Origin of the sequence: Blautia wexlerae DSM 19850 (genome assembly GCF_025148125.1) — a bacterium.
GTDB lineage: Bacteria > Bacillota > Clostridia > Lachnospirales > Lachnospiraceae > Blautia_A > Blautia_A wexlerae.
The window spans coordinates 3,683,637-3,708,696 of the sequence record NZ_CP102267.1 but is presented as its reverse complement, the minus strand read 5'-3'; the positions used below and the strand labels follow the sequence as shown (position 1 = coordinate 3,708,696).

Below are 25,060 nucleotides of genomic sequence, written 5' to 3'. Positions count from 1 at the left end.
GGACAGTAACGACAGAAATATCTCCGGTAAGAATATGCAGGAGAAACAGATTAACAAGAGAAAATGGGGGCATTAGATATGTTTCAGGTAGAAAAACGTGATGGCGAAGTGGATGAGTTTAAAATAGGCAAGATCACAGCGGCTATCCATAAAGCCTTTGATGCAAAAGAGAAAAATTATAGCGAAGAGATGATTGATCTCTTAGGGCTGCGTGTTACTTCTGATTTTCAGAAAAAGATTACAGATAATAAGATTACAGTAGAAGAAATTCAGGACAGTGTGGAGAATGTGCTGATCCAGGCCGGATATGCAGATGTGGCAAAAGCCTACATTCTTTACCGCAAGCAGAGGGAAAAGGTTCGCAACATGAAGTCAACGATCCTGGATTACAAAGAAATCGTAAACAGTTATGTGAAGGTTGAGGACTGGCGTGTAAAGGAGAACTCCACAGTTACTTATTCAGTTGGAGGTCTGATCTTAAGCAACTCCGGTGCAGTTACTGCAAATTACTGGCTGTCTGAGATTTATGACAATGAAATCGCAGATGCACACAGAAATGCAGATATTCATATTCATGACTTGTCCATGCTGACCGGATATTGTGCAGGATGGTCACTGAAACAGCTGATCCAGGAGGGACTTGGCGGCATTGAAGGCAAGATCACATCTTCACCTGCAAAGCATCTGAGTGTTCTCTGCAATCAGATGGTAAACTTTCTTGGGATTATGCAGAATGAATGGGCCGGAGCGCAGGCTTTCTCATCCTTTGATACTTATCTAGCACCTTTTGTCAAGGCAGATAATTTAAGCTATCCGGAAGTGAAGAAATGTATTGAGTCTTTTATTTATGGAGTCAATACCCCAAGCAGATGGGGAACACAGGCACCTTTCTCCAACATTACGCTGGACTGGACAGTACCGGATGATCTTGCAGAGCTTCCGGCTATCGTAGGCGGAAAGAATATGGATTTCAAGTACAAAGACTGCAAAAAAGAGATGGATATGATCAATAAGGCATTTATTGAGACCATGATCGAGGGGGATGCCAACGGACGCGGGTTCCAGTATCCTATTCCGACCTATTCCATAACAAATGAGTTTGACTGGTCTGATACAGAGAATAACCGCCTTCTTTTTGAGATGACATCCAAATATGGAACACCGTATTTCTCAAACTATATTAACAGTGATATGAAACCAAGTGATATCCGCAGTATGTGCTGCCGTCTGCGTCTGGATCTGAGAGAACTCCGCAAGAAGAGCGGTGGTTTCTTCGGATCAGGAGAGAGTACCGGTTCTGTGGGGGTAGTAACTATAAATATGCCGCGTATCGCATATCTTTCCAAGACACCGGAAGAGTTTTACAATCGTCTGGATCGCTTAATGGATATTTCCGCACGTTCTCTGCATATTAAACGTGAAGTAATTGGTAAGCTGCTGGATGAGGGATTATATCCTTATACAAAGAGATATCTTGGAAGCTTTTCCAATCATTTCTCTACCATTGGACTGGTGGGAATGAACGAGGTTGGTCTGAATGCCCGCTGGCTGGGAAAAGATATGTCTGATGAGCGTACGCAGAGATTTACAAAAGAAGTTCTTCTTCATATGCGGGAACGTCTGTCCGATTATCAGGAGAAGTACGAAGGAGAACTGTTTAATCTTGAGGCAACTCCTGCTGAATCTACTGCCTATCGTCTGGCCAAACACGACAGAAAACGCTGGCCGGATATTAAGACTGCAGGCAAGGAAGGGGATACTCCTTATTATACAAACAGTTCTCATCTTCCGGTTGAATATACCACAGATATTTTTGATGCACTGGATATTCAGGATGATCTGCAGACGCTTTATACATCAGGTACTGTATTCCATGCATTTATCGGTGAGAAGCTTCCTGACTGGAAAGCAGCAGCAGCACTGGTACGTAAGATCGCAGAGAATTATAAACTGCCGTATTATACGATTTCGCCGACCTATTCTGTATGTAAGGAACATGGCTACATCAGCGGAGAGCATTTCACTTGTCCGAAATGTGGTAAGAAGGCGGAGGTTTACAGTCGTATCACAGGATATTACAGACCTGTACAGAACTGGAATGACGGTAAAGCACAGGAGTATAAGAACCGTACGCTTTATGATGTGATGCATTCAGATATCAGAAAAATACAGCCGGTTCATGCCAGTGTAGTTACTGTGACTAAGGATGATGTGAAGATAGAACCTGTGGCATCACATAAATACCTGTTTACAACCAGTACTTGTCCGAACTGCAGAGTGGCGAAGAAGATACTGGAAGGCAGGGAGTTCGAGATTATTGATGCGGAGAAGAATCCGGAGATGGTGAAGGAGTTTGGAATTATGCAGGCTCCGACTCTGGTGATCACAGACGGTGAGCATATGACGAAATATGTAAATACATCCAATATTAAGAAATATGTGGATGAGGGATTATAAAGATACTGAGAGAGTTGACCGGAGGATAAAAGAGATGATCAAACAGAATGTTGTATTTGTGGAAAATAAAGCAGGAAGTCTGAAAAGAGTGACAGGGATACTTGCAGATAACGGGATTAATATTTATGGATTTGCATGCTTCGATGCACCGGAGTTTGCAATCTTCCGTATGATCTGCAACGATCCGGATAAAGCGGAAATTGTTTTAAACAGGAGTGGATATATGAATCGTATTACACAGGCGATCGTAGTTGATATGAAAGATCAGGCAGGCGGTCTGGATGAACTCCTGAAAGTAGCATCAGACAGTAATGTAAGTCTTGACTATATTTATACTTCTTTCCACAGAAAAGATCTCAGACCTGTAGTAATTCTTCAGACGGAGGATGGTGCAGTGACAGAATGCATTCTTAAGAATAATGGATTTAATGTATTTACTTCAGCAGAAGAACTGGAGAAATAATACTGTATAAGACAGTGAGAGAATCACAGGACTGGGGATGGTTCTGTGATTTTTTGTATATTCATATAGGAAAGTTGAATATATCTTGACTATATGACTAGGAATACTATATAATAAAAGAAAACAATGATAATCCGACGAAATTTAATCAGGAGGTTTTGAAAAATGCAGATTTCTACAAAAGGAAGATATGCTCTGAGACTTATGCTTGATCTTGCAGTTCATAATACAGGAGAACTGGTCAAGATCAAAGATATTTCTGCAAGGGAAAATATTTCAGAAAAATATCTGGAACAGATTATTTCATCATTAAAGAAGGCAGGATATGTAAAGAGCCTGAGAGGGGCACAGGGCGGTTATATGCTTGCCAGAGAGCCGGAAACATATACGGTGGGAACTATTCTGAGACTGACAGAAGGCAGCATGAAGCCGGTAGCCTGCCTGGAGGACGAACCGAATCAGTGCAGCAGAGCCGGGGAATGCGTCACACTCCGTCTCTGGAAGATGCTTGATGAAGCTATTGAGGGAGTACTGGATAAGGTTACATTGCAGGATCTTAAAGACTGGTATGAAGAGATGGGAAATGATTATGTAATTTGATTTTCCCTCTTGACAACAGTGGATTTATAGAATATTATGTATATAACATATAATTCATATATACTTAGTATGAAATAAGGAGGACGAACTCATGGCAAAAATCTATAAAAATGCAGCGGAACTGGTTGGAAATACTCCTCTCCTTGAGGTTGGAAATCTTGAAAAAGAGCTTGGGCTGGAAGCGAGAATACTTGTGAAGCTTGAGTATTTTAACCCGGCAGGAAGTGCCAAAGACCGTATCGCCCTGAGTATGATCGAAGACGCTGAAGAGAGAGGCGTTCTAAAGCCTGGCGCAGTGATCATCGAGCCTACATCAGGTAACACCGGAATCGGTCTTGCTTCTCTTGCTGCAATCAAAGGATATAGAGTGATACTTACGATGCCTGAGACAATGAGTGTTGAGAGAAGGAATATTCTGAAAGCATACGGTGCAGAAATCGTATTGACAGATGGAACAAAAGGTATGAATGGCGCAATCGCCAAAGCAAACGAACTTGCGAAGGAATATGAGAACAGTTTTATTCCGGGACAGTTTGATAACCCTGCAAATCCTGCGATCCACAAAAAGACCACAGGTCCGGAAATCTGGAGAGACACAGACGGACAGGTAGATGTTTTTGTGGCAGGTGTTGGTACAGGCGGAACGATCACCGGTGTTGGTGAATATCTGAAATCCCAGAATCCTGACGTGAAAGTAGTGGCAGTAGAGCCTGCAACTTCCCCTGTACTTTCTCAGGGAAAGAGCGGTCCGCATAAGATTCAGGGAATCGGTGCGGGATTTGTTCCGAAGGCATTAAATACAGAGGTTTATGATGAGGTTTTTCCGGTTGAGAATGAGGATGCTTTTACAGTTGGCAAGCTGATCGCCAAACATGAGGGAATTCTTGTTGGTATTTCTTCCGGTGCGGCTCTCTATGCGGCAATCCGGCTGGCCAAGAGACCGGAGAATAAAGGAAAAACAATCGTAGCTCTTCTTCCGGATTCCGGTGACCGTTACTATTCTACTCCATTATTTGTGTAAAATAAAAAAGCCCTTTTTAGGGCTTTTTTTATTTTACATAAATGTGTTAGAATAGATATGCTGTACAAATGATTTTTATGTAACTGTTCAGTATTTTGCAGAACAGCTATCATAACATAAATAAAATTATCATAAACAATAATATTCCGTGTAATCGGATCACAGAACAGGATGGAATAAAAATGAGAAAAGCAATTATCGCAATGAGCGGCGGAGTGGACAGCTCTGTGGCAGCTCTGCTTACAAAGGAAACCGGTGATGAATGTATCGGTGCTACCATGAAATTATTTCACAATGAGGACATAGGAGTAAAGAGAGAGAAAACCTGCTGTTCTCTGGATGATGTGGAGGATGCCAGAAATGTCTGCTACAGAATGGGGATCAGGTACTATGTTTTTAACTTTTCCGAGAGGTTTAAAGAGGATGTTATGGACCGCTTTGTGGATGCCTATGAGCATGGAGCCACGCCAAATCCCTGCATTGACTGCAATCGTTATCTGAAATTTGACAAGATGTTTCAGAGAATGCGTGAACTGGAGTATGATTATATTGTAACCGGACATTATGCACGTGTGGAATATGATGAGGAGAAGAACCGTTACTTATTAAAGAAAGCTGTGGATGATACGAAGGATCAGAGTTATGTGCTTTATATGCTGACACAGGAGCAACTTGCGCATATTTCCCTGCCTCTTGGCGGGCTTCGCAAAACGGAAGTGCGTGAGATCGCAGAGAAGCATGGCTTTGTTAATGCCAGAAAGCATGATAGCCAGGATATCTGTTTCGTACCGGACGGTGATTATGCAAAGTTTATTGAACAGTACACAGGACGTAAATCAATCCCGGGCGATTTTGTAGATACAGAAGGAAACATTCTTGGTAAACATAAAGGAATCATCCACTATACACTTGGCCAGAGAAGAGGACTTGGTATTCCGGCAGCATCCAGACTGTATGTGTGTGATATTTCTCCAAAGACCAATCAGGTGGTTCTGGGAAATAATGAGGATCTTTTCCATTCGGAACTGACTGCAACAAAGGTCAATCTGATTTCCTGTGAATCTCTGAAGGAGCCAATGAGACTGAAAGCAAAGATCCGTTACCGTCATCCGGAGCAGGAGGCCGTAGCATGGCAGACGGAAGATGGAGTGCTGCACGTGCGTTTTGATAAACCACAGAGAGCTATCACCAGAGGGCAGGCAGTTGTGTTATATGATGGAGATATCGTTGTAGGCGGCGGCGTGATTGAAAATTGTATTAAATGACAGATTTTCCTTGTCTTTCGCATTTTGTCGGACTGTCTTATCTGCACTGCTTTTTGGAAACGTTATAGTTATTAGCTATTAAACGCTATAGAAAATTTCCTATTGACGTACTAGGAATTAAATGGTAATATACAACCATGCTAAATCATATCAAACAGATATGAAAAGCATAGAAACAAAAATGACTTGCAGATAAGGGGCTTAAGAGCCGGAATCAGTTTTGCAGAGAAAAAGATTATTATAAATCAGAGAAAGATGAGGATATACACATGAGCAAAAAAATCGAAAGAAAAGACAGACATTTCAAATTTGAAACATTACAGCTTCACGTAGGACAGGAGAGTCCGGATCCGGTTACAGATGCAAGAGCAGTACCAATCTATCAGACATCTTCTTATGTATTCAGAAACTGCGATCATGCAGCTGCACGTTTCGGACTTGCAGATGCAGGTAATATTTATGGACGTCTTACAAACCCGACTGAAGATGTATTCGAGAAAAGAATCGCAGCGCTTGAAGGCGGTTCTGCGGCACTTGCAGTAGCATCCGGTGCAGCAGCAATCACATATACAATTGAGAATCTTGCACAGCAGGGTGACCACATTGTAGCAGCCAAGAATATTTACGGTGGAACAACAAACCTTCTGGAGCATACACTTCCGGCTTATGGAATCACAACAACATTCGTTGATGTATTTGATCTTGAAGAAGTAGAGAACGCAATTCAGGATAACACAAAAGCTGTTTACATCGAGACTCTTGGAAACCCGAACTCTGATGTAGTTGATATTGAAGCTATCGCAAAGATTGCTCATGCACATAAGATTCCGCTTGTAGTGGATAACACATTTGCAACACCTTACCTTGTAAGACCAATCGAATATGGTGCAGATATCGTTGTTCATTCTGCAACTAAATTCATCGGTGGACATGGTACAACAATCGGAGGTGTGATCGTTGAGAGTGGTAAATTTGACTGGGAAGCATCAGGTAAATTCGCATCTCTGACAGAGCCGAACCCAAGCTATCATGGCGTAAGCTTTACAAAGGCATGCGGACCGGCAGCATTTGTTACAAAGATTCGTGCAATTCTTCTTCGTGATACAGGTGCAACCATCTCTCCGGTAAGCTCATTCATTTTCCTTCAGGGACTTGAAACACTGTCACTTCGTGTTGAACGCCATGTAGAGAATGCACTGAAAGTTGTTCAGTACTTAAATAACCATCCGCAGGTAGAGAAAGTTCATCATCCGTCTGTATCCACAGATCCGGTTCAGCAGGAGCTTTATAAGAAATACTTCCCGAATGGCGGCGGTTCCATCTTTACATTTGAGATTAAAGGTGATGCGCAGAAGGCAAAGGACTTCATTGATAATCTGGAACTGTTCTCATTGCTTGCCAATGTAGCTGATGTTAAATCTCTTGTTATCCATCCGGCTACAACAACACACAGCCAGTGCACAGAAGAAGAACTTCTCGATCAGGGTATCAAACCAAATACAATTCGTCTTTCCATTGGTACAGAGAATATTGACGATATCATTCAGGATCTTGATGAAGCATTTAAGGCAGTTGCTGAATAATACAGATATAACATCCTTATATATTGTATAAATAAAACATGAATAAAAAGACCATCTTCCGGAATTTCCCCCATATCTGCAAGATGGTCTTTTTGTTATTGTTTACACACCGTTATCCCGCGAGGTGTTTTGGCATGAATATGCCAAAATCCCGAGACATACAAGCCAAAATTCCATTGCCGCAGGCAATCTGGAATGAATTTTGGCTACGTTACTGTGAACGGAGTGAACAGTAACGTCTTTTTTGGAATGTTTCAATTGTATGGTTTACAGACTTGACAAATTATAAAAATACTATATAATACAGAAATGCAAATAAGTTGCAAATGTAAATAAGTTGCAAATACAAATAAAGTGCAAATATAAGGAGAACTATATGTCAGAGATTATATTAGATTCAGTAATAGACAGCATCAAGCTGCTACCCTTTCTTTTTCTTACTTATCTGTTTATGGAATGGCTGGAGCATAAGACAGGTGCGGCAGCACGAAAGAGAATCCGTACAGCCGGAAAATTCGGACCGGTATGGGGTGGACTTCTGGGAGTGATTCCACAGTGTGGATTTTCGGCAGCGGCATCCAGCCTTTTTGCCGGACGTGTGATCACAGTGGGAACTTTGATCGCGGTGTATCTGTCTACTTCAGATGAAATGTTTCCGATCATGATCTCCAATGCAGTTCCTGTAGTTACAATTGTGAAAATCCTGACCTGCAAAGCGGTGATCGGAATACTTTCCGGCCTGGTGCTGGAGTATGTTTACACACATATTCTGAAGAAACAGGAACCTGATGTGGATATTCATGAAATCTGTGAAGAAGAACGCTGCCATTGTGAACATGGAGTTATTTCTTCAGCAGCATTTCACACATTAAAAGTTTTTGTGTACATTTTCTTGATTTCTCTTGTTTTAAATATTATCATTGGATTAGTCGGAGAAGAGACACTGGCAGGACTTTTTACAGGAACACCGATTGCAGGTGAACTGATCGCAGCTTTAGTGGGACTGATTCCCAACTGCGCTTCTTCTGTAGTGATCACCCAGTTATATCTGGATCATATTATCGGAGCCGGGGCGATGATGGCGGGACTTCTTGTAAATGCAGGAGTTGGGCTTCTGATTCTGTTTCGTTTGAACAGAGACAGGGTTCAGAATCTGAAAATTGTGGGAGTACTTTATGGACTTGGTGTATTCTGGGGAATTATTATTGAATTTGCAGGAATTGTTTTCTGATCAACCGAGTCTGCTCTGTCAGAAGAAGCTGATTTTAGGAGGAATGATAAAATTATGGCAGGAAGCAGTTATGCGACAGCAAGCCGCAGAAAAATACTTGAATATTTGAAAAACAGTAATGACCATACGGTTACAGCTGCTGATGTGGATGAGTATCTGAAGAAACATGACAGTGAGGTAAATATCACAACCATTTACCGCTATCTGGACAAGCTTGCAAAGGATGGAACTGTGATCAAATATGTTGCAGAGAAAGGTTGCCAGGCTGCTTATCAGTATGTAGAACCGGGACGGGGATGTGAACAGCATCTGCACCTGAAGTGTGTAAAATGTGGAAAGATCATTCATCTGGAATGTCATTTTATGGAAGAAATTTCTCATCATATTGAAGAAAGTCATGGATTTACCCTGCAGTGTAAGAATTCTATTTTGTATGGAGTCTGTAAAGAATGTAAAGGCAGTGGCGAAGACTGTTGACTGTTTCTATCAGATGATGTAAACTGAAATACAACTGTTTGGTCAAATTGACTGGGAAGCAGTATGGTGAAGAGAAAAGACAGAGAAATTGCTGTAAGTACCGGTAAAAATAACAGATAATATATGAAATCATAAAAGAAGGCAATAATGAGAAAACAGAAGAGACAGATGTGTGTAAGAAGAATGTTATTATTTTTTCTGGCGTGTGTATTAATATGTGCAGCACCCCCGTCTGCAGCACAGGCGGCAATAATGCAGACTGCTAAGAATTCAACAGTGCAAAAGAAAAAAACATCCACGAAAACAGTTACAATAGAGACTTCAGGAGAAATCACAAAAAAGAAAGTGAAAAGCGGTGGTTCTGTGATTCTTCCTGTGGAAGTGAATAAGAGGGGATATACATTTCTGGGATGGTCAACAGTTCCCGGACAGACCTGTAATCCAATGTATCAGGCATATCAGAAAATTCAGGTTACGAAAAATATTCATCTTTATCCGGTGAAGTATAAATGGAATCAGGAACCGGATATTTATGCAGGCGGTCTTGCGGACAGTGTGGAGAAATATGATAAGATTATTTTTGTGGGAGATTCCCGCACAGCAATGCTTCGCAGTACTCTGAAGCAGCAATGCAGTTCTGACAGTTTAAAGAAAGTTGGATTTGTATGCAAGACAGGAGAAGGGCTTGACTGGATGAAAAAATACGGAGAAAAGGAACTGCTGAATGAAATAAGCGGGATGGATGATAATGCGAAGCCGGTGGCAGTTATTTTCAATCTGGGAGTAAATGACCTGATCCACAAAAACAGGGAGTCCATCAGTTATGATTCTGTTGCGTCAGACTATGCTTCTTATATGAATGGATTATCCAGAAAGCTGACTGCCAGGAACTGTGAATTATTTTATATGTCTGTGAATCCATGTAATACGGCAATGAAATCCACGCGGAAGGAGTCTGAGATCCGCGGATTTAATAACAGACTCAGACAGAGACTGAACGGGAATTTTACATGGATCAACAGTTATTCTTATCTGATGAGATGTGGTTATACGACTCGCTGTGAATTTCGCGGTTATACAGATGATGGTGTTCATTATTCTATGAGGACTTATAAGAGAATTTATGCATATGCAATAAAACAGATCAGATAATCCTGACTGAAACCCGGAGACAGAATACTGTTCTCCGGGTTATCTGTGTGTATCAGTAAATACGAAAGTTGTAGCTGTGAAAGAGTTAAACAGTTATCAAAGGATCACAAAAGGTAACAGGAGGAGAGAAACATGAGAAGTGAAAGCTTCAGAAAAGGAGTTAAGGATGGTATTCCCATAGGACTGGGATATTTTGCTGTATCGTTTACATTTGGCATGATGGCAGTTGCTGATGGACTGAGTATCTGGCAGGCTGTGCTGATCTCATTGACAAACGTGACTTCAGCAGGGCAGTTTGCAGGACTTGAGATCATGGTAATGAGCGGCTCTTACTGGGAGATGGCACTGACACAGCTGATCATTAATCTGAGATATTGTCTGATGTCATTTTCCCTTGCTCAGAAATTCAGAAGAGATGAATCTTTGGTTCACCGCTATATTGCAGCATTTGGTGTGACGGATGAGATTTTCGGGATTAGTGCCAGTCAGCCCGGAAAGGTAAGCGCATTTTATAATTATGGTGCCATGTGTGTGGCAATCCCGGGATGGGTACTTGGAACCCTGGCAGGAGCAATTTCCGGAAATCTTCTTCCGGATTTTATGATGAGTGCACTCAGCGTGGCTATTTACGGTATGTTCCTTGCAATTATTATTCCTCCGGCAAAGCAGAATAAGGCAGTACTGGCAGTTGTCGTGGCAGCAATGCTGATCAGCACTTTGTTTAAAGTGATTCCGTTTCTGTCGGAGGTTTCGTCAGGTTTTGTGATCATTATTACTACACTGATCGTGGCAGGGGCTGCCGCATACTTCTGTCCGATAGAGGATGAGAAAGAGGAGGAGGGTGTTCATGAGTCATAATATTTATATTTACATTCTGGTAATGGCAGCAGTTACATATCTGATCCGTATGCTCCCGCTTGCTCTTTCCAGAAAAGAGATCACAAGTCCGTTTATCAGATCATTTCTGTACTATGTTCCCTATGCATGTCTGGCAGCCATGACATTTCCGGCGATCCTTTTTGCCACAGACAGTGTGATCTCGGCTGCTGTGGGATTTATTGTGGCACTGATCGCGGCATATAAGGAGAAAAGTCTTCTTACAGTTGCGTTATTCGCATGTGCTGCGGTATTTATTGTGGAAAGAATACTGGAATTTGCAGTGTAAAAGTTGATAAAAAACGGATACATAACCACAGCTGAATGGTGTGTATCCGTTTTTTGTTGCGTAATATTGTGACCGGCAGCTGAAGCAGATAAGCTGTCTGTTATTTGCTGCAGTTTCAGACAGTTTTTTATTTCAGAAAGCTTACATCAATTTCACCGTCAAATACTGTGGCAGCCGGGCCTGTCATGTAAACAAGATTCTCCTGTCTGTTCCAGAAAATCTGCAGGTCACCGCCGAGAAGTTTTACAGTGACAGGACTGTCACCGTCTACATGTCCGTTCAGAACAGAAGCGACTGCTACCGCACATGCACCTGTGCCGCAGGCAAGAGTTTCGCCTGAACCGCGTTCCCATACACGCATTTTTACAGTATGTTCATCGATCACTTCTACAAATTCAGTGTTTACACGATCCGGAAATGCAACATGATTCTCGAAAGCCGGGCCGATCTTTTCAATATCCAGATGGTCAATATCATCCATATAAACAATAGCGTGGGGATTTCCCATGGAAACAGCGGTTATGTAATAGATTTTTCCGTTTACATCCAGAGGTTCATTGATAACTTCCTCCTTCTCTGACACTACCGGAATCTGTCTGGCGGTCAGGATCGGAGAACCCATATTTACCTTAACCTGGGATACCTTTCCGTTTTCTACAGTAAGATCCAGATATTTGATGCCGCTTTTTGTAGCAACAGAAATATGTTCTTTGTCTACGATGCCGTAGTCATAGGCATATTTGGCAACACAGCGGATACCGTTTCCGCACATGGCACCCTGGGAACCGTCGAGATTATACATATCCATCTCGCAGTCTGCGATTTTGGATGGCTTGATCAGGATCAGTCCGTCGGAACCGATACCAAAGTGACGGTCACTGACATATCTGGCTACTGCGGAAGGATTTTCCACAGTTTCCTCAAAACAGTTTACATATACGTAATCATTTCCAATACCATGCATTTTTGTAAATTTCATCAGAAAAGCCTCCTTATTTGGTTAAATATTTATACACCTCTTGTTGTTTATGAAATTTGTTATGTTATAGGAAATTACTCTGTAATGTTCCTATAACATAACAAAGCCTTTCGGGCAGGATCGCACTGCGGTGGAATGGAATTGTGTCGCTGAAGCGACCCGCCACAGGCGGAGAATCCTGTAAGCAGGATTCTTTCTTGTATCATTTGTATCATATAGAAAAAATGTTATGAAAAAGTGAAAATTACGAATCTTTTACCGGGAAAGTTTTTCTGTGATCTTCATGTAAAAAAACATTTTGCCCTTCCCGGAACAGTTATGTATTATACATTATATGGAAAATATATCTGTTATTCAAGTTTTACCTTGCATTTTATAGAAAGTATGTTAAAATTAAAAACAAAAATATACAACCGAAACGCATAATTATACGCTGTTGTCTGAAGAAGGTAAAAAGATGGCAGCCGTAGATATACTTTCGGATGCGAGGAGGAAAAAAGATGAAAGATCAAAAGAGATTTGCAGCTCTTGCACTCAGTGCAGTAATGGTATTTTCCATGGCAGGAAGCGTATCCGCAGCTCAGAAAGTTGAATCCAAAGATGATCTTGCAGGAGCAACAATCGGTGTTCAGCTTGGTACAACAGGTGACCTTGATGCATCTGATTATGAGAAAGATGGTTCTACAGTAGAACGTTACAGCAAGGGAAGTGAAGCTGTTCAGGCATTAAAGGCAGGACAGATCGACTGTGTGATCATCGATTCACAGCCGGCTCAGAAATTTGTTGAGAATAATGATGATCTCAAGATTCTGGATGAGCCATTCGAGGAAGAAGAATATGCAATCTGTTTAAAGAAAGGCAATGATGAACTTCTTGACAAGATTAACGGAGCTCTCAAGGATCTGAAAGAGGATGGAACTATCGACAGCATCATGGACAATTACATTGGTGAGGATGCCGGTAAGACTCCATATGAATCACCGGAAGATGTTGACCGTTCCAATGGAACTCTGGTAATGGCTACTAACGCTGAGTTCGAACCATATGAATATCATGAAGGTGATGATATCGTTGGTATCGATGCTGATATCGCTCAGGCAATCTGTGATAAGCTTGGATATGAACTGAAAATTGAAGATATGGAATTCGATTCCATCCTTCCGGCCGTACAGTCCGGCAAAGCAGACTTCGGTGCAGCTGGTATGACTGTAACAGAAGACCGTAAATCAAGCGTTGACTTTACAGATACCTATGCAGATGCAAGCCAGGTAATTATTGTAAAGAAATAAGTATTAAAATAACAAATAACAGAGCTGTTGACGATTTGCCAACAGCTCTCTTTTCGGAACAGAGGTTTTTATGAATAATCCTATGATATTAGCGAATGTAAAAGAAGATTTTTATCTGAACTTTATTAAAGATGACCGCTATCTCTGGCTTCTGGATGGTCTGAAAACAACTCTTATTATCACAGTATTTGCGGTAATTGTAGGTCTGATCATCGGTTTCCTTGTAGCAATCATCCGTTCTGCGCACGATAAGTCAGGCTCCTTTAAGATCCTCAATGCGATCTGCAGAGTTTATTTGACTGTAATTCGTGGAACACCAACCATGATCCAGCTGTTGATCATGAATTTTGTAATTTTTGGTGCTGTAAGCATTAACAAGATCATTGTAGGCGGACTTGCCTTTGGTATCAACTCAGGTGCCTATGTAGCTGAGATTGTCCGTTCCGGTATCATGTCCATTGACCAGGGACAGACAGAGGCAGGACGAAGCCTTGGTCTGAATTTCAGCCAGACCATGCGACTGATCATTATCCCGCAGGCATTTAAGAATGTACTTCCTGCGCTGGTAAATGAATTTATCGTGCTGATCAAAGAGACATCCATCATCGGTTATATCGGTATGATGGACCTGACAAAAGGAGCTATGCTGATCCAGAGCCGTACATACAATGCGTTCTGGCCTCTGATGGCAGCAGCAGCGATTTACCTTGTGATCGTTGGAATCCTTACATGGGGGATGAATAAACTGGAAAGGAGATTAAGAACCAGTGAGCGATAAGAATGTACTGATCCAGGTAAAGGATCTGAAGAAAGCTTTTGGTACAAATCAGGTTCTCGATGGAATAACAACAGATATCTGTCAGGGAGAAGTAGTAGCCGTCATTGGTCCTTCCGGTTCCGGTAAATCTACTTTCCTGAGATCACTGAATCTTCTGGAGGTTCCGACAGGCGGACAGATCCTCTTTGAAGGAACTGATATTACAGATCCGAAGGTTGACATTAACAGACACCGTCAGAAGATTGGAATGGTATTCCAGCAGTTTAATCTTTTTCCGCATAAAACGGTAAAACAGAATATTATGCTGGCACCTGTAGAACTGAAGCTGATGACAAAGGAGGAAGCTTCAAAGAAAGCAGACGAGCTTCTGGCACGTGTAGGGCTTCCTGACAAAGCCAATGCATATCCGGATATGCTTTCGGGCGGGCAGAAACAGCGTATTGCCATTGCACGTTCTCTTGCCATGAATCCGGATGTGATGCTTTTTGATGAGCCAACTTCCGCACTTGACCCTGAGATGGTAGGTGAGGTTCTGGAATTGATGAAAGAACTTGCGCAGTCAGGTATGACCATGGTTGTAGTTACTCATGAGATGGGATTTGCAAGAGAAGTGGCAACAAGAGTTCTTTTTATTGATGACGGTAAGATACAGGAAGAGAATACTCCGAAAGAATTTTTCGCGAATCCGAAGAATCCTAGACTGAAAGACTTCCTTTCAAAGGTTTTATAAGATGCTGAGAAAATTTAACAGTTTTATAGAAAAATGGATGGCCCTGGTGACACCGACCTGTCTGTTGCTGGGGGTGTGCTTTCCTGATATTGCCAAATGCGGTCTGCCTTATGTGCCGGCCGTATTTGCATTTATGACATTTGCCGGGGCGTTGAAGTCAAGATTTAAAGATGTGGCAAATGTATTCCGACATCCGGGCTCACTGCTTATTATCATGCTTCTGGTCCATGTGGTAATCCCGACAGCATCCTGCGGGGCAGGCCATCTTTTCTTTGGAAATAACATGGAGCTGATCACCGGAATGGTACTGGAGTTTGCAGTTCCCACTGCAGTGGTAAGTCTGATGTGGGTGACGATTTATGATGGAAACAGTCCTCTGTCGTTGTCTCTGGTAGTGCTGGATACGGTACTGGCACCTTTTCTGATCCCGGCTACGCTGAAGATCCTGCTGGGCTCTGCGGTGACCATAGATCCTGCCAGGATGATGCGGGAACTGATATTTATGGTTGCGCTTCCTGCTGTTGTTGCGATGGTATTAAATCAGATCACAGATGGAAAAGTAATGGAAACATGGCCGGGAAAGCTAGCGCCTTTTTCAAAGCTGGCACTGATATTTGTGGTAACGTCCAATTCTTCCAAAGTAGCACCATATATCCGGGATATGAATATGCAGAGGGTGAAGGTTGCACTGGCAATCCTTGTCCTGGCTGCTTCCGGATATGCACTCGGCTGGTTTGTGGCGTATATCTTCCGAAAGGATCGCAGTACGGCGGTTTCCATGATGTATGGAACCGGGATGCGCAATATCAGCGCAGGAGCGGTGATCGCAGCTGCATATTTTCCGGGGGAAGTTATGTTTCCGGTAATGATCGGAACTCTGTTTCAGCAGGTGTTGGCAGCATTGTTCGGAAAGCTTCTGGCACAGAAAAAGGAAAAACAGGAATTTTGTTGAGGTCTGCTGAGGCGTTATAAAGAATATAAAAAGAACTGCCGCATTAGCAATTGAAAAATTGCAATGCGGCAGCTCTTTTTATGAATCTGAAGCTTTTATATATTTCTTCAGTTCTTTGTAGCAGTATTTGATGATCTCTTTACGGGTGATGATGCCGATAAAGTATCCCTGATCATCTACAACCGGAACATAATTCTGGTTGATTGCCTTGTCCAGCAGATCCTCCATGTCAGAATCTGCGTGAACTGCCTTATATGTTGCTCTTCGCGGGATTGCCATAATGGAAATGCTCTCTGCTTCTTTCAGTCCGGGAACATTTAAGGTTTTCATTCCCCAGAGAAGATCACCCTCGGAAATACTTCCTTTATATTTCCCGTCCAGACTCAGAAGCGGAATGCAGGAAAATTTTCTGTGTTCCATTTTCTCAAGAGTCTGACGAAGAGTCTCATTTTCAAATATATATGCTACATCACTTTTAGGTGTTAAAAAAAATAAAATATTCACTGTTGTATTCGCCCCGTTACATTTGTCTGATAAGGCACTCAGATATACATTGTGTATTTACACATCTGTGTGTCTGTGATCTCTGAGTATTCCAGGTTTACGGCTTTTTTACAGAAGCTGTACTCCTTTTGCTGCTGCTTCTTTCATTACTTCTTCCGGCCACAGGGAAGCATGTACTTCACCGATGTGTGCTTTTCTGAGGAAGAACATACAGATACGGGACTGGCCGATGCCGCCGCCGATAGTATATGGAAGTTCTTTGTTAAAGATTGCTTTCTGGAAAGGAAGCTCGCGTCTGTCATCACATCCTGCGATGGTAAGCTGTCTGTCAAGCGCATCCTCGTCAACGCGGATACCCATGGAAGAAAGCTCCAGAGCAATGTCGAGAACAGGATAATAAACAAGGATATCGCCGTTTAATTCCCAGTCATCGTAGTCCGGTGCACGTCCGTCATGACGTTCTCCGTTGGTTAAGGTTTTGCCGACCTGCATAAGGAATACGGCACCTTTTTCCTTGACAATCTTGTATTCACGTTCCTTTGGAGTGAGATCAGGATACATGTCGACCAGTTCCTGAGTGCTGACAAATGCAATCTCTCTCGGAAGGATTTCTTCGATGTAATCGTACTGAACAGCCATGTATTTTTCGGTCTTGCGGAGAACGCTGTAGATAGCACGTACTGTGGAAACAAGTGTGTCCATGTTGCGTTCTTCCTTGCTGATGATCTTTTCCCAGTCCCACTGATCTACGTATACGGAGTGGATATTGTCCAGATCTTCGTCTCTTCTGATCGCGATCATGTCTGTGTAAAGTCCTTCACCATGAGCAAAGCCATATTTCTGTAATGCATATCTCTTCCATTTGGCGAGAGAGTGTACGATCTCAGCATTCTCCGGCTGGCCTTTGATATCAAAGCTTACCGGACGTTCCACGCCGTTTAAGTTATCGTTCAGACCGGATGACGGATTAACGAATACCGGAGCGGAAACACGCAGCAGATTCAGTTTTTGAGCCAGTGTCTGCTGAAAGAAATCTTTCACAGTTTTAATGGCAATCTGGGTATCGTGAAGATTTAAAGATGACTGATACCCGTCAGGAATTTTAATCTGTTCCATGAGTGGATTCCTCCTGTAATTTCTGTATTTGCATATTTTATGGCAAACTGATAAAAAATATTGTTGTTTACTGAATATCCATTATCTTTTCCCACGCTATTATAACAGGAAAATGGTAGTTTGACAATTATTACTGTTCATTTGGAAGTATCTCGCGGGATATTATGGTTACGGAGAACAGAACGAACAGTAACACAATTTCAGCTTTGCAAGATTGGGGCGAAATGTTAAAATAAATGTGTAAATGAATGAAGCGTTAAATTTATATAAAACTCAGGGGGAAGATATATGGGAAAAAGGTGTCAGGTCTGTGATGGACCAATTGTAAACGGCAGGTGTAAATATTGTGGAATGCCATATAGAAATGATATGGAACTGTATCATCTGAACGAAGACCGTTCAGAGCACTATCGTCATGCTTCGGCAAAGGTGAAAAAAGCAATGGCAGAGAACGAGATCCCTTTGTCTGACAGAAATAAAACAGTTCCCAAAGCTGCAAAAACTTCGTCTGCCAGAACACAGACTATTAGAATGCAAAATACAAAAGTACAAACTTCAAGAATACAAACATCAGGGACAAAGAAAACATCAGGTCAGTCGTACAGCGCACAGACTGCCCGTACATACAGTACCGGAAAAAAGACAGCAAAAAGTGAGAAGAAAAAGAGCGGCAAGGCAGGCAAAATTTTCTGGATCATTGTGCTGATTCTGATGGTAATAATAGGTCAGATGGCAGAGAATTGGGATACGATTGGATACAGGATAGAAGAATTTATCTATGATGAGTTTGACATAGATCTCAACAGTATTTTTGATGACAGCAGTTCTGATGAAGTAAATGAGAGTAATAAGAATAATGAAAGTAATGAAAATAATGAAAGTAATGAAAGTAATGAGAATAACTGGACAGATGACTGGTCTGAGACTATCAGTGCAGTAAAGAACGGACAGGATGAACAGAGGGGCAATCCGGACTGGTATATGTTCACCGGAGAGAATTATATTGTCAGAACGGATGATACTGCATCAGAGATTGCGATACAGATGCCAGTGACCAGGGGTATGATTTTACAATAGATCCGGGAGAATACAGGATAGTGTCCGGCTGGGAGAAGGTTGCTCTGGAAATCAGAAGTTCTTCAGGAAAAGATGAAACTGTAAAATTTGACGAAGCAGACCACGAGGAGAAAATAGAATTACATGCCGGGGATGAGGTATCTGTGGTATCTCTGGATGGTCAAGATAATTATCTTGCCATGTATCAAATTCAGCAATATGACGAATAATTTTTTGCCCCTTTCTTTTTGTCAGAGACTGTGCTATACTTGTTAAACGTACCACATATAGAGAGAATTGTGGTGAATGAAAGAAAAAATACTATATATTGTATATGGGAGCAAAAGGTATGATATATGTTATAAAGAAAGATGGTACGAGAGAAGAGTTTAATTCACAGAAGATCGTAGCAGCAGTAAATAAGTCGGCAGCCAGAATTTTATACACATTTTCGGATAAAGAGAAGGAATTTATCTGCCAGTTTGCGGAAGAACATGCGGAGGCACTGGGAAAGAATGAGATAGAGATCCAGGAGATGCACAACATCGTAGAGGGAGCACTTGAGAGAGTGAACCCGGCAGTGGCTAAGAGCTACCGCGATTACAGAAATTACAAACTTGACTTTATCCATATGATGGATGATGTATATACCAAGAGTCAGGCAATCCGTTATATTGGTGATAAGAGTAATGCCAATACAGACAGTGCGCTTGTAGCTACAAAGCGAAGCCTGATCTTTAATGAACTGAACAAAGAGCTTTATCGTAAATTTTTTATGAATCGTAATGAACTTCAGGCATGTAAAGATGGTTATATTTATATTCATGACCAGTCTGCACGTCTGGATACCATGAACTGCTGTCTCTTTGATGTGGCATCTGTACTCAGCGGCGGATTTGAGATGGGAAATGTATGGTACAATGAGCCTAAGACACTGGATACTGCGTTTGATGTTATGGGTGATATTATCCTGAGCACTGCTGCACAGCAGTATGGCGGATTCACAGTACCGGAAGTAGACAAGATCCTTGCACCTTATGCACAGAAGAGTTACGATAAATATATCCAGGAATTTATGAAATACTCTGACGAGAGCTGGACAGGACGTGAAGAACGTGCGATCGAGTATGCGCTTGACAAAGTCCGCAGAGATTTTGACCAGGGATGGCAGGGGATTGAGTATAAGCTGAATACAGTCGGATCTTCCAGAGGGGATTATCCATTTGTAACTGTAACTCTTGGACTTGGAATAAAGCAGTTCGAGAAGATGGCAAGTATTTCTCTTCTTGAAGTGCATAAAGGCGGACAGGGTAAGGCAGGACGCAAGAAACCGGTACTCTTCCCGAAAATCGTATTCCTTTATGATGAAAATATCCATGGAAAAGGCAAGATCAGTGAGGATGTATTTGAGGCAGGGGTTGACTGTTCTGCCAAGACTATGTATCCGGACTGGCTGTCCATGTCAGGAAAAGGATATATTTCCAGTATGTACAAGCAGTATGGAAAGGTTATAAGTCCTATGGGATGTCGTGCGTTCTTAAGCCCCTGGTACGAGAGAGGCGGTATGTATCCGGCAGATGATAAGGATGTTCCTGTGTTTGTGGGAAGATTTAACATCGGTGCGGTAAGCCTTCATCTTCCAATGATCCTTGCCAAAGCCAGAGCAGAGAGCAGGGATTTCTACGAAGTGCTGGATTTCTATCTTGAGATGATCCGTAATCTGCATATCCGTACCTATGATTATCTGGGACAGATGCGTGCGTCAACCAACCCGCTGGCATATTGTGAGGGAGGATTTTACGGTGGACATCTGAAACCGAATGAAAAGATTGGCAAGATTCTGAAACCAATGACAGCATCCTTCGGAATCACTGCATTAAATGAACTCCAGGAACTTTACAATGGCAAATCCATTGCTGAAGACGGGCAGTTTGCACTGGATGTGCTGAAATATATCAACAGGAAAGTAAATGAATTTAAAGAGAAAGATGGTTATCTTTATGCAATTTATGGAACACCGGCAGAGAGTTTATGCGGACTGCAGGTGGAACAGTTCCGTAAGATGTATGGCATTGTGAAAGGGGTTTCTGATCGTCCTTATGTAAGCAACAGTTTCCACTGTCATGTGACTGAAGATGTAACTCCGATTGAAAAACAGGATCTGGAGGGACGTTTCTGGGAGTTGTGCAACGGCGGTAAGATTCAGTATGTACGTTATCCGATCGATTATAATCGTGAAGCAATACGCACTCTGATTCGCAGAGCCATGTCTTTGGGATATTATGAGGGAGTAAATCTTTCCCTTGCTTACTGTGATGACTGCGGACATGAGGAACTTGAAATGGACGTGTGTCCGGTCTGCGGTTCCAAGAATCTGACAAAGATTGACCGTATGAACGGATATCTTTCCTACAGCCGTGTGCATGGTGATACTCGTCTGAACGAAGCGAAGATGGCAGAGATTGCGGAACGTAAATCTATGTAATATCAGGTCAGGGGTAAACTTTTGAATCTGACATCATAATATGATAATTAAAAGACATATACCGGCAAGATGATATGTATTGCTCTGGTATATGTCTTTTTGTATTGTCAGATAAAATATAGCAATCCTCTTAAATGTATTATTTACGAGGATTGCTATAGAATCATTTAATGATAGTTCCGGTTTTTTCGAAATATCCATCCTTTGCATGCGCAATATCTGTGATGATCGTTCTTCTGTTATCTCCCTTTTCGATAAAAGAGATTCCGGCTTCGAATTTAGGAAGCATGGAGCCTGGGGCAAACTGATTGTCAGCCATATATTTCTTAGCATCATCTACAGAAATTGTATTAAGATATTCTTCGTTGTCCTGACCGAGGTTCAGACTTACTTTCTCAATACTGGTAAGGATCAGAAGAGTATCTGCATTTAATTCCTGTGCAAGAAGTCCGCTGGAAAGGTCTTTCTCAATGATCGCACTTGCACCATGAAGATCGATTCCCTGTTCCATAACCGGGATTCCGCCGCCGCCTGCTGCGATTACTACCTGGCCCGCATCTACAAGTGTGCGGATTGTTTCAAGCTCTACGATTTTCTGCGGTTTCGGAGCTGCCAGGATTCTTTTATAAGTGCCGTCAGCCAGTTTAGTGACAAAGTTTCCCTTGCTTTCTTCAGTTTCAGCCTCTTCTTCTGTAAGGACACGTCCGATGATCTTCTCAGGTTCAGCGAAAGCATCATCATATGGATCAATGACAACCTGTGTAAGGATAGTAGCTACCGGTTTATAAATACCTCGGGAAATAAGTTCTGCGCGGATTGCGGTCTGGAGGTCATATCCGATATAGCCCTGACTCATTGCCGAACATACGGACATAGGTGCAAATGTATAGTCAGGATGTGTTTTGCCAAATTCATTCATGGCTGTGTGGATCATTCCAACCTGTGGACCGTTACTGTGGGAAATGACTACACGATTTCCGGCTTCTACAAGATCTGCGACAGCTTTGGCTGCTTTTTTTGTAGCGATTTTCTGCTCCGGTAAGGTGGTTCCTAATGCTCTGTGGCCCAGTGCAACTACTGTAATTTTTTCGCTCATGGGAATTACCTCGATTCTTTCATGTTCTGTAAATATGATATCTGCGGGGTGATCTTATATATAAAGATTTTTGAAATTTTTTATCACTGATATCATAAATATTCAATCATATTGATATCCTACATTATAAAAGACTGCCAGTAGAATTGCAATAGAAAATAACTCAAAAAACACCTCGCGGGATATTATCAGTGAACAGTAACAAAAAACAAACAGCTCTCACATTTCTGTGAGAGCTGTTTTGTTTTTTTGAGGGGGGAGATAGAGAGTGGTTTTTCATCTATCCAAGACCTATTATATGGGAAAATTATGTTCAAAGTATGTCGAATTTCTGAAACAATCGGTAAATTTATAAAAGAATTATAAACAAATACGAAAAATAAAAAGTGGTATCTTGTTTTTATAGCATAGACATGCTAAAGTAGATTCATCGGCAACAGCCGTTATCAGTATTCTTATTTTCACGCACCGGTCCGGTGCAAAAATTTCCAATTATTTATTGATAGTCCGGGAGATGGTTTTGAATCCTGAGCAGAAACTCTGAAAATCTTATTTATTGTGCAAAACAGAGAGGAGAGATGCGTATGTCTGTGGATATGAACTTATAATCTCGAAAGATACTGTACCGATATCATTCTGACAGTGAAAGTACCTCAGATGACATAGAATAAAAATTCAGGAGAATGAGAGAATGGAAAAAAGAATATGGAATCAGTTAAAAAAAGCAGTCATGATAACGGCTGCTGTCGGGATTTTGGGAGCAGGAGCAGTATCAGCAGCAGAATTTGAAGCTGCAGAGTTATATGTTCCTGCTGTGGGTTTAAAGCAGAGTGCACAGTGGATCGATGAAGAGAAATTTCAGGCAGAACTGACACTGGAAGTGAGCGGTCTGAAAGAACTGTACAAAAGTCAACAGGAAAATACTGCTTCGGAGAACGGACAGTTGCAGATGGAAAATAGTACATGGGATGGCGAAGTGAGAGAAGCAGAAGCAGCAGAAAATACGACAGATGAAGTGGATTCCGAAAATACAGAGTGTGAATCAGAGAGTGCAGTAATAGATATAGAAGATATAGAAAGCGAAGAATACCGGAAGGCAGAAGAAAACGCAGAAGGATCTGACACAGAAACCGGACAGACACAACAGAGTGAGCAGGAGAACCAAAATGAGATCAGGGAAGATAAAACCAGATATTTTCTGACTGTATATATTTCAGAATATTTTCAGGTAAATGCAGAAGCGTTAAAGAATGATCTGCAGGCTGAATCCGTACAGATACAAAATAAGAAAGGTGAGACAACCCAGATTACAAAGCTGACCTGTGAGACTGCACTTTCAGATGCGGAAACAGATATCTTTACCATGAAAGTGCCGGTGTCTCTGCGTGAAGAATATCGTATTTCTTCTGTAAAAACAGATTATCCTCTGTGCCAGGATGCACCGCTTTGCAAAGATTGGGAGGGGACAGGTGCGTATTTCTGGATGAAATCAGGGGATGAAACCCGGACTGTTGCAGAAACTCCTTCAGCTCTGCTTTCCGTACAGGAGGCAAAAACAGGGATCACAGCCCGGTTACAGCAGGAGACGAAAGAGGTACGTGCAGGGCAGAACTTTACTTATATATTGTCTGTAGAGAATACAGGAGAATTACCTCTGGAAAATATAGAGATATCCAGTGTTTTTTCTCAGGATAATATAAAAGCCGAATGGAAACAGGAAGAGGGATTTACTGCAAATGGTATGCAGGGAATTATTTCAGGTCTTAAGGCAGGAGAAATCAGAAATCTCCAGATGACAGTACAGCTTACAGAAGAGCAGGCAGGAGAGCTTATTCATACAGTAACTGTAAAAGCGAAATATCCGGGAAAGGAAGAAAGTATTGGATGTCAGAAATCAGTCGAAACAGAAGTCATTGCATTAAAGGCGGCTTTTGAGGTGGAGAAAACTGCGGACAGAACACAGGCATATCCGGGAGATACGATCACATATCAGATCTGCATCAGGAATACGGGTGAGCGAACACTTCATTCGGTTCTCAGTACAGAAAGATTCCAAAATGCCGGTATTCAGGCAAACTTTGTCAGGAAAGAGGGCGTAACATTAAACAGCACAGGCACACAGGCTCTGATTCCGCAGATCGCACCGGGAGAGGCTTTTGCACTTTACGCCACAGTGACTGTTCCACAATATATGGCAAGTCAGGAATTGATCAATGAGGTAATCGTTACATCTGATGAGACTGGTACACAGGCAATGACATCTAAGGCAAACGTAGAATTAAAGGAAACTGATAATATTGTTACAGTTACGCCGCAACCGGCATCTCTGGCTTCCCAGAGTTATGGATATGACTCAAAGTCCGGAAGTGCTTATACTACTGCTTCCAAACCACGTACAGGAGATGAGACAGAAACGGCTTTGTATATTGTACTGGGGATTTTTGCAATCATGTCCGGAGTCAGTGCATTCTGTTACAGGAAGACAAAAAAACAGCAGAAGTAGAGAAACAACGTTGAAACGACAGGGGAGGTGTGCTATTCTTATATAGAATATACGCTTTAGTAAAACACCTCTGCCTGACTTTAAAGAAATTGCGTTACTGTTCACACATCACTATCCCGCGAGGTGTTTTGGCATGAATATGCCAAAATCCCGAGACA

At 41.9% G+C, this 25,060-nt stretch carries 23 protein-coding genes; 19 read left to right on the top strand and 4 right to left on the bottom strand.

Annotated features, from left to right (window positions below; genetic code table 11):
* Positions 1-78: 78 nt before the first annotated feature.
* The 11 genes from NQ550_RS17220 (at position 79) to NQ550_RS17170 (ending at position 11,414) form a co-directional block, all read left to right on the top strand.
* The gene (locus NQ550_RS17220) at positions 79-2,457 is read left to right on the top strand and encodes a ribonucleoside triphosphate reductase (RefSeq protein WP_025579227.1); all 2,379 of its coding nucleotides are present in this window, start codon (positions 79-81) and stop codon (positions 2,455-2,457) included.
* 34 nt (positions 2,458-2,491) lie between these two features.
* Complete coding sequence (locus tag NQ550_RS17215; protein ID WP_025579225.1) at positions 2,492-2,920, top strand: ACT domain-containing protein; 429 nt, start codon at positions 2,492-2,494, stop codon at positions 2,918-2,920.
* Positions 2,921-3,085: 165 nt separating this feature from the next.
* Complete coding sequence (locus tag NQ550_RS17210) at positions 3,086-3,520, top strand: RrF2 family transcriptional regulator (protein WP_008706458.1); 435 nt, start codon at positions 3,086-3,088, stop codon at positions 3,518-3,520.
* Between the two features lie 91 nt (positions 3,521-3,611).
* Positions 3,612-4,541 carry a cysteine synthase A gene (gene cysK, locus NQ550_RS17205; RefSeq protein ID WP_022380499.1) on the top strand — a complete coding sequence of 310 codons (930 nt, stop codon included), beginning with the start codon at positions 3,612-3,614 and terminating at the stop codon, positions 4,539-4,541.
* Between the two features lie 182 nt (positions 4,542-4,723).
* Positions 4,724-5,806: a tRNA 2-thiouridine(34) synthase MnmA gene (gene mnmA / locus NQ550_RS17200; RefSeq protein WP_022380498.1), complete on the top strand. Its 1,083-nt coding sequence runs from the start codon at positions 4,724-4,726 to the stop codon at positions 5,804-5,806.
* Between the two features lie 269 nt (positions 5,807-6,075).
* A complete protein-coding gene (locus NQ550_RS17195) occupies positions 6,076-7,389 on the top strand; it encodes an O-acetylhomoserine aminocarboxypropyltransferase/cysteine synthase family protein (RefSeq protein ID WP_022380497.1) in 1,314 nt (437 codons plus the stop codon).
* A 376-nt stretch (positions 7,390-7,765) separates the two neighbouring features.
* Positions 7,766-8,620, top strand: a complete 855-nt coding sequence (locus NQ550_RS17190; RefSeq protein ID WP_008706466.1) for a putative manganese transporter — start codon at positions 7,766-7,768, stop codon at positions 8,618-8,620.
* A 54-nt stretch (positions 8,621-8,674) separates the two neighbouring features.
* Positions 8,675-9,097, top strand: coding sequence for a Fur family transcriptional regulator (locus NQ550_RS17185; protein WP_008706467.1), 423 nt, complete (start codon positions 8,675-8,677; stop codon positions 9,095-9,097).
* A 147-nt stretch (positions 9,098-9,244) separates the two neighbouring features.
* Entirely contained in the window at positions 9,245-10,249 is a 1,005-nt protein-coding gene (locus tag NQ550_RS17180; protein ID WP_022380496.1) for an InlB B-repeat-containing protein, read from the top strand.
* Between the two features lie 132 nt (positions 10,250-10,381).
* A complete protein-coding gene (locus NQ550_RS17175; RefSeq protein ID WP_025578184.1) occupies positions 10,382-11,107 on the top strand; it encodes an AzlC family ABC transporter permease in 726 nt (241 codons plus the stop codon).
* The gene (locus NQ550_RS17170) at positions 11,097-11,414 is read left to right on the top strand and encodes an AzlD domain-containing protein (protein WP_008706474.1); all 318 of its coding nucleotides are present in this window, start codon (positions 11,097-11,099) and stop codon (positions 11,412-11,414) included. The genes NQ550_RS17175 and NQ550_RS17170 overlap by 11 nt, the downstream gene beginning before the upstream one ends.
* 127 nt (positions 11,415-11,541) lie before the next feature.
* Here NQ550_RS17170 and dapF read toward each other — a convergent pair whose 3' ends face one another.
* Positions 11,542-12,393, bottom strand: a complete 852-nt coding sequence (dapF, locus tag NQ550_RS17165) for a diaminopimelate epimerase (protein ID WP_022380493.1) — start codon at positions 12,391-12,393, stop codon at positions 11,542-11,544.
* A gap of 500 nt (positions 12,394-12,893) precedes the next feature.
* On the opposite strand from dapF, the gene NQ550_RS17160 reads away from it, so the two are divergent.
* From NQ550_RS17160 to NQ550_RS17145, 4 genes are all read left to right on the top strand, one after another.
* Positions 12,894-13,682, top strand: coding sequence for a transporter substrate-binding domain-containing protein (locus NQ550_RS17160; RefSeq protein ID WP_022380492.1), 789 nt, complete (start codon positions 12,894-12,896; stop codon positions 13,680-13,682).
* Positions 13,683-13,764: 82 nt separating this feature from the next.
* Positions 13,765-14,460, top strand: coding sequence for an amino acid ABC transporter permease (locus NQ550_RS17155; protein ID WP_029676907.1), 696 nt, complete (start codon positions 13,765-13,767; stop codon positions 14,458-14,460).
* A complete protein-coding gene (locus NQ550_RS17150; protein ID WP_025578180.1) occupies positions 14,450-15,190 on the top strand; it encodes an amino acid ABC transporter ATP-binding protein in 741 nt (246 codons plus the stop codon). The genes NQ550_RS17155 and NQ550_RS17150 overlap by 11 nt, the downstream gene beginning before the upstream one ends.
* A 37-nt stretch (positions 15,191-15,227) precedes the next feature.
* The gene (locus NQ550_RS17145) at positions 15,228-16,142 is read left to right on the top strand and encodes a bile acid:sodium symporter family protein (protein WP_259838205.1); all 915 of its coding nucleotides are present in this window, start codon (positions 15,228-15,230) and stop codon (positions 16,140-16,142) included.
* A gap of 78 nt (positions 16,143-16,220) precedes the next feature.
* On the opposite strand, the gene NQ550_RS17140 is transcribed toward NQ550_RS17145, so the two are convergent.
* Together NQ550_RS17140 and asnA are read right to left on the bottom strand one after the other, a co-directional pair.
* A complete protein-coding gene (locus NQ550_RS17140) occupies positions 16,221-16,646 on the bottom strand; it encodes a CBS domain-containing protein (RefSeq protein WP_022380489.1) in 426 nt (141 codons plus the stop codon).
* 108 nt (positions 16,647-16,754) lie between these two features.
* On the bottom strand, positions 16,755-17,762 hold the full coding sequence (gene asnA / locus NQ550_RS17135) for an aspartate--ammonia ligase (RefSeq protein ID WP_008706487.1): 1,008 nt from the start codon (positions 17,760-17,762) through the stop codon (positions 16,755-16,757).
* 288 nt (positions 17,763-18,050) lie between these two features.
* Here asnA and NQ550_RS17130 point away from each other — a divergent pair, with 288 nt between their 5' ends.
* From NQ550_RS17130 to nrdD, 3 genes are all read left to right on the top strand, one after another.
* Positions 18,051-18,839, top strand: a complete 789-nt coding sequence (locus NQ550_RS17130) for a hypothetical protein (RefSeq protein WP_025578176.1) — start codon at positions 18,051-18,053, stop codon at positions 18,837-18,839.
* A 20-nt stretch (positions 18,840-18,859) separates the two neighbouring features.
* Positions 18,860-19,048 (top strand): hypothetical protein, encoded by a 189-nt coding sequence (locus tag NQ550_RS17125; protein ID WP_025578175.1) that lies wholly within the window; start codon positions 18,860-18,862, stop codon positions 19,046-19,048.
* A gap of 119 nt (positions 19,049-19,167) precedes the next feature.
* Positions 19,168-21,303 carry an anaerobic ribonucleoside-triphosphate reductase gene (nrdD, locus tag NQ550_RS17120; protein WP_020993622.1) on the top strand — a complete coding sequence of 712 codons (2,136 nt, stop codon included), beginning with the start codon at positions 19,168-19,170 and terminating at the stop codon, positions 21,301-21,303.
* A 163-nt stretch (positions 21,304-21,466) separates the two neighbouring features.
* Here the strand turns inward: nrdD and arcC are convergent, their stop codons facing one another.
* Entirely contained in the window at positions 21,467-22,399 is a 933-nt protein-coding gene (gene arcC / locus NQ550_RS17115) for a carbamate kinase (protein ID WP_025578173.1), read from the bottom strand.
* 691 nt (positions 22,400-23,090) lie between these two features.
* On the opposite strand from arcC, the gene NQ550_RS17110 reads away from it, so the two are divergent.
* Positions 23,091-24,902: a DUF7507 domain-containing protein gene (locus NQ550_RS17110; protein WP_025578171.1), complete on the top strand. Its 1,812-nt coding sequence runs from the start codon at positions 23,091-23,093 to the stop codon at positions 24,900-24,902.
* Positions 24,903-25,060 lie beyond the last annotated feature (158 nt).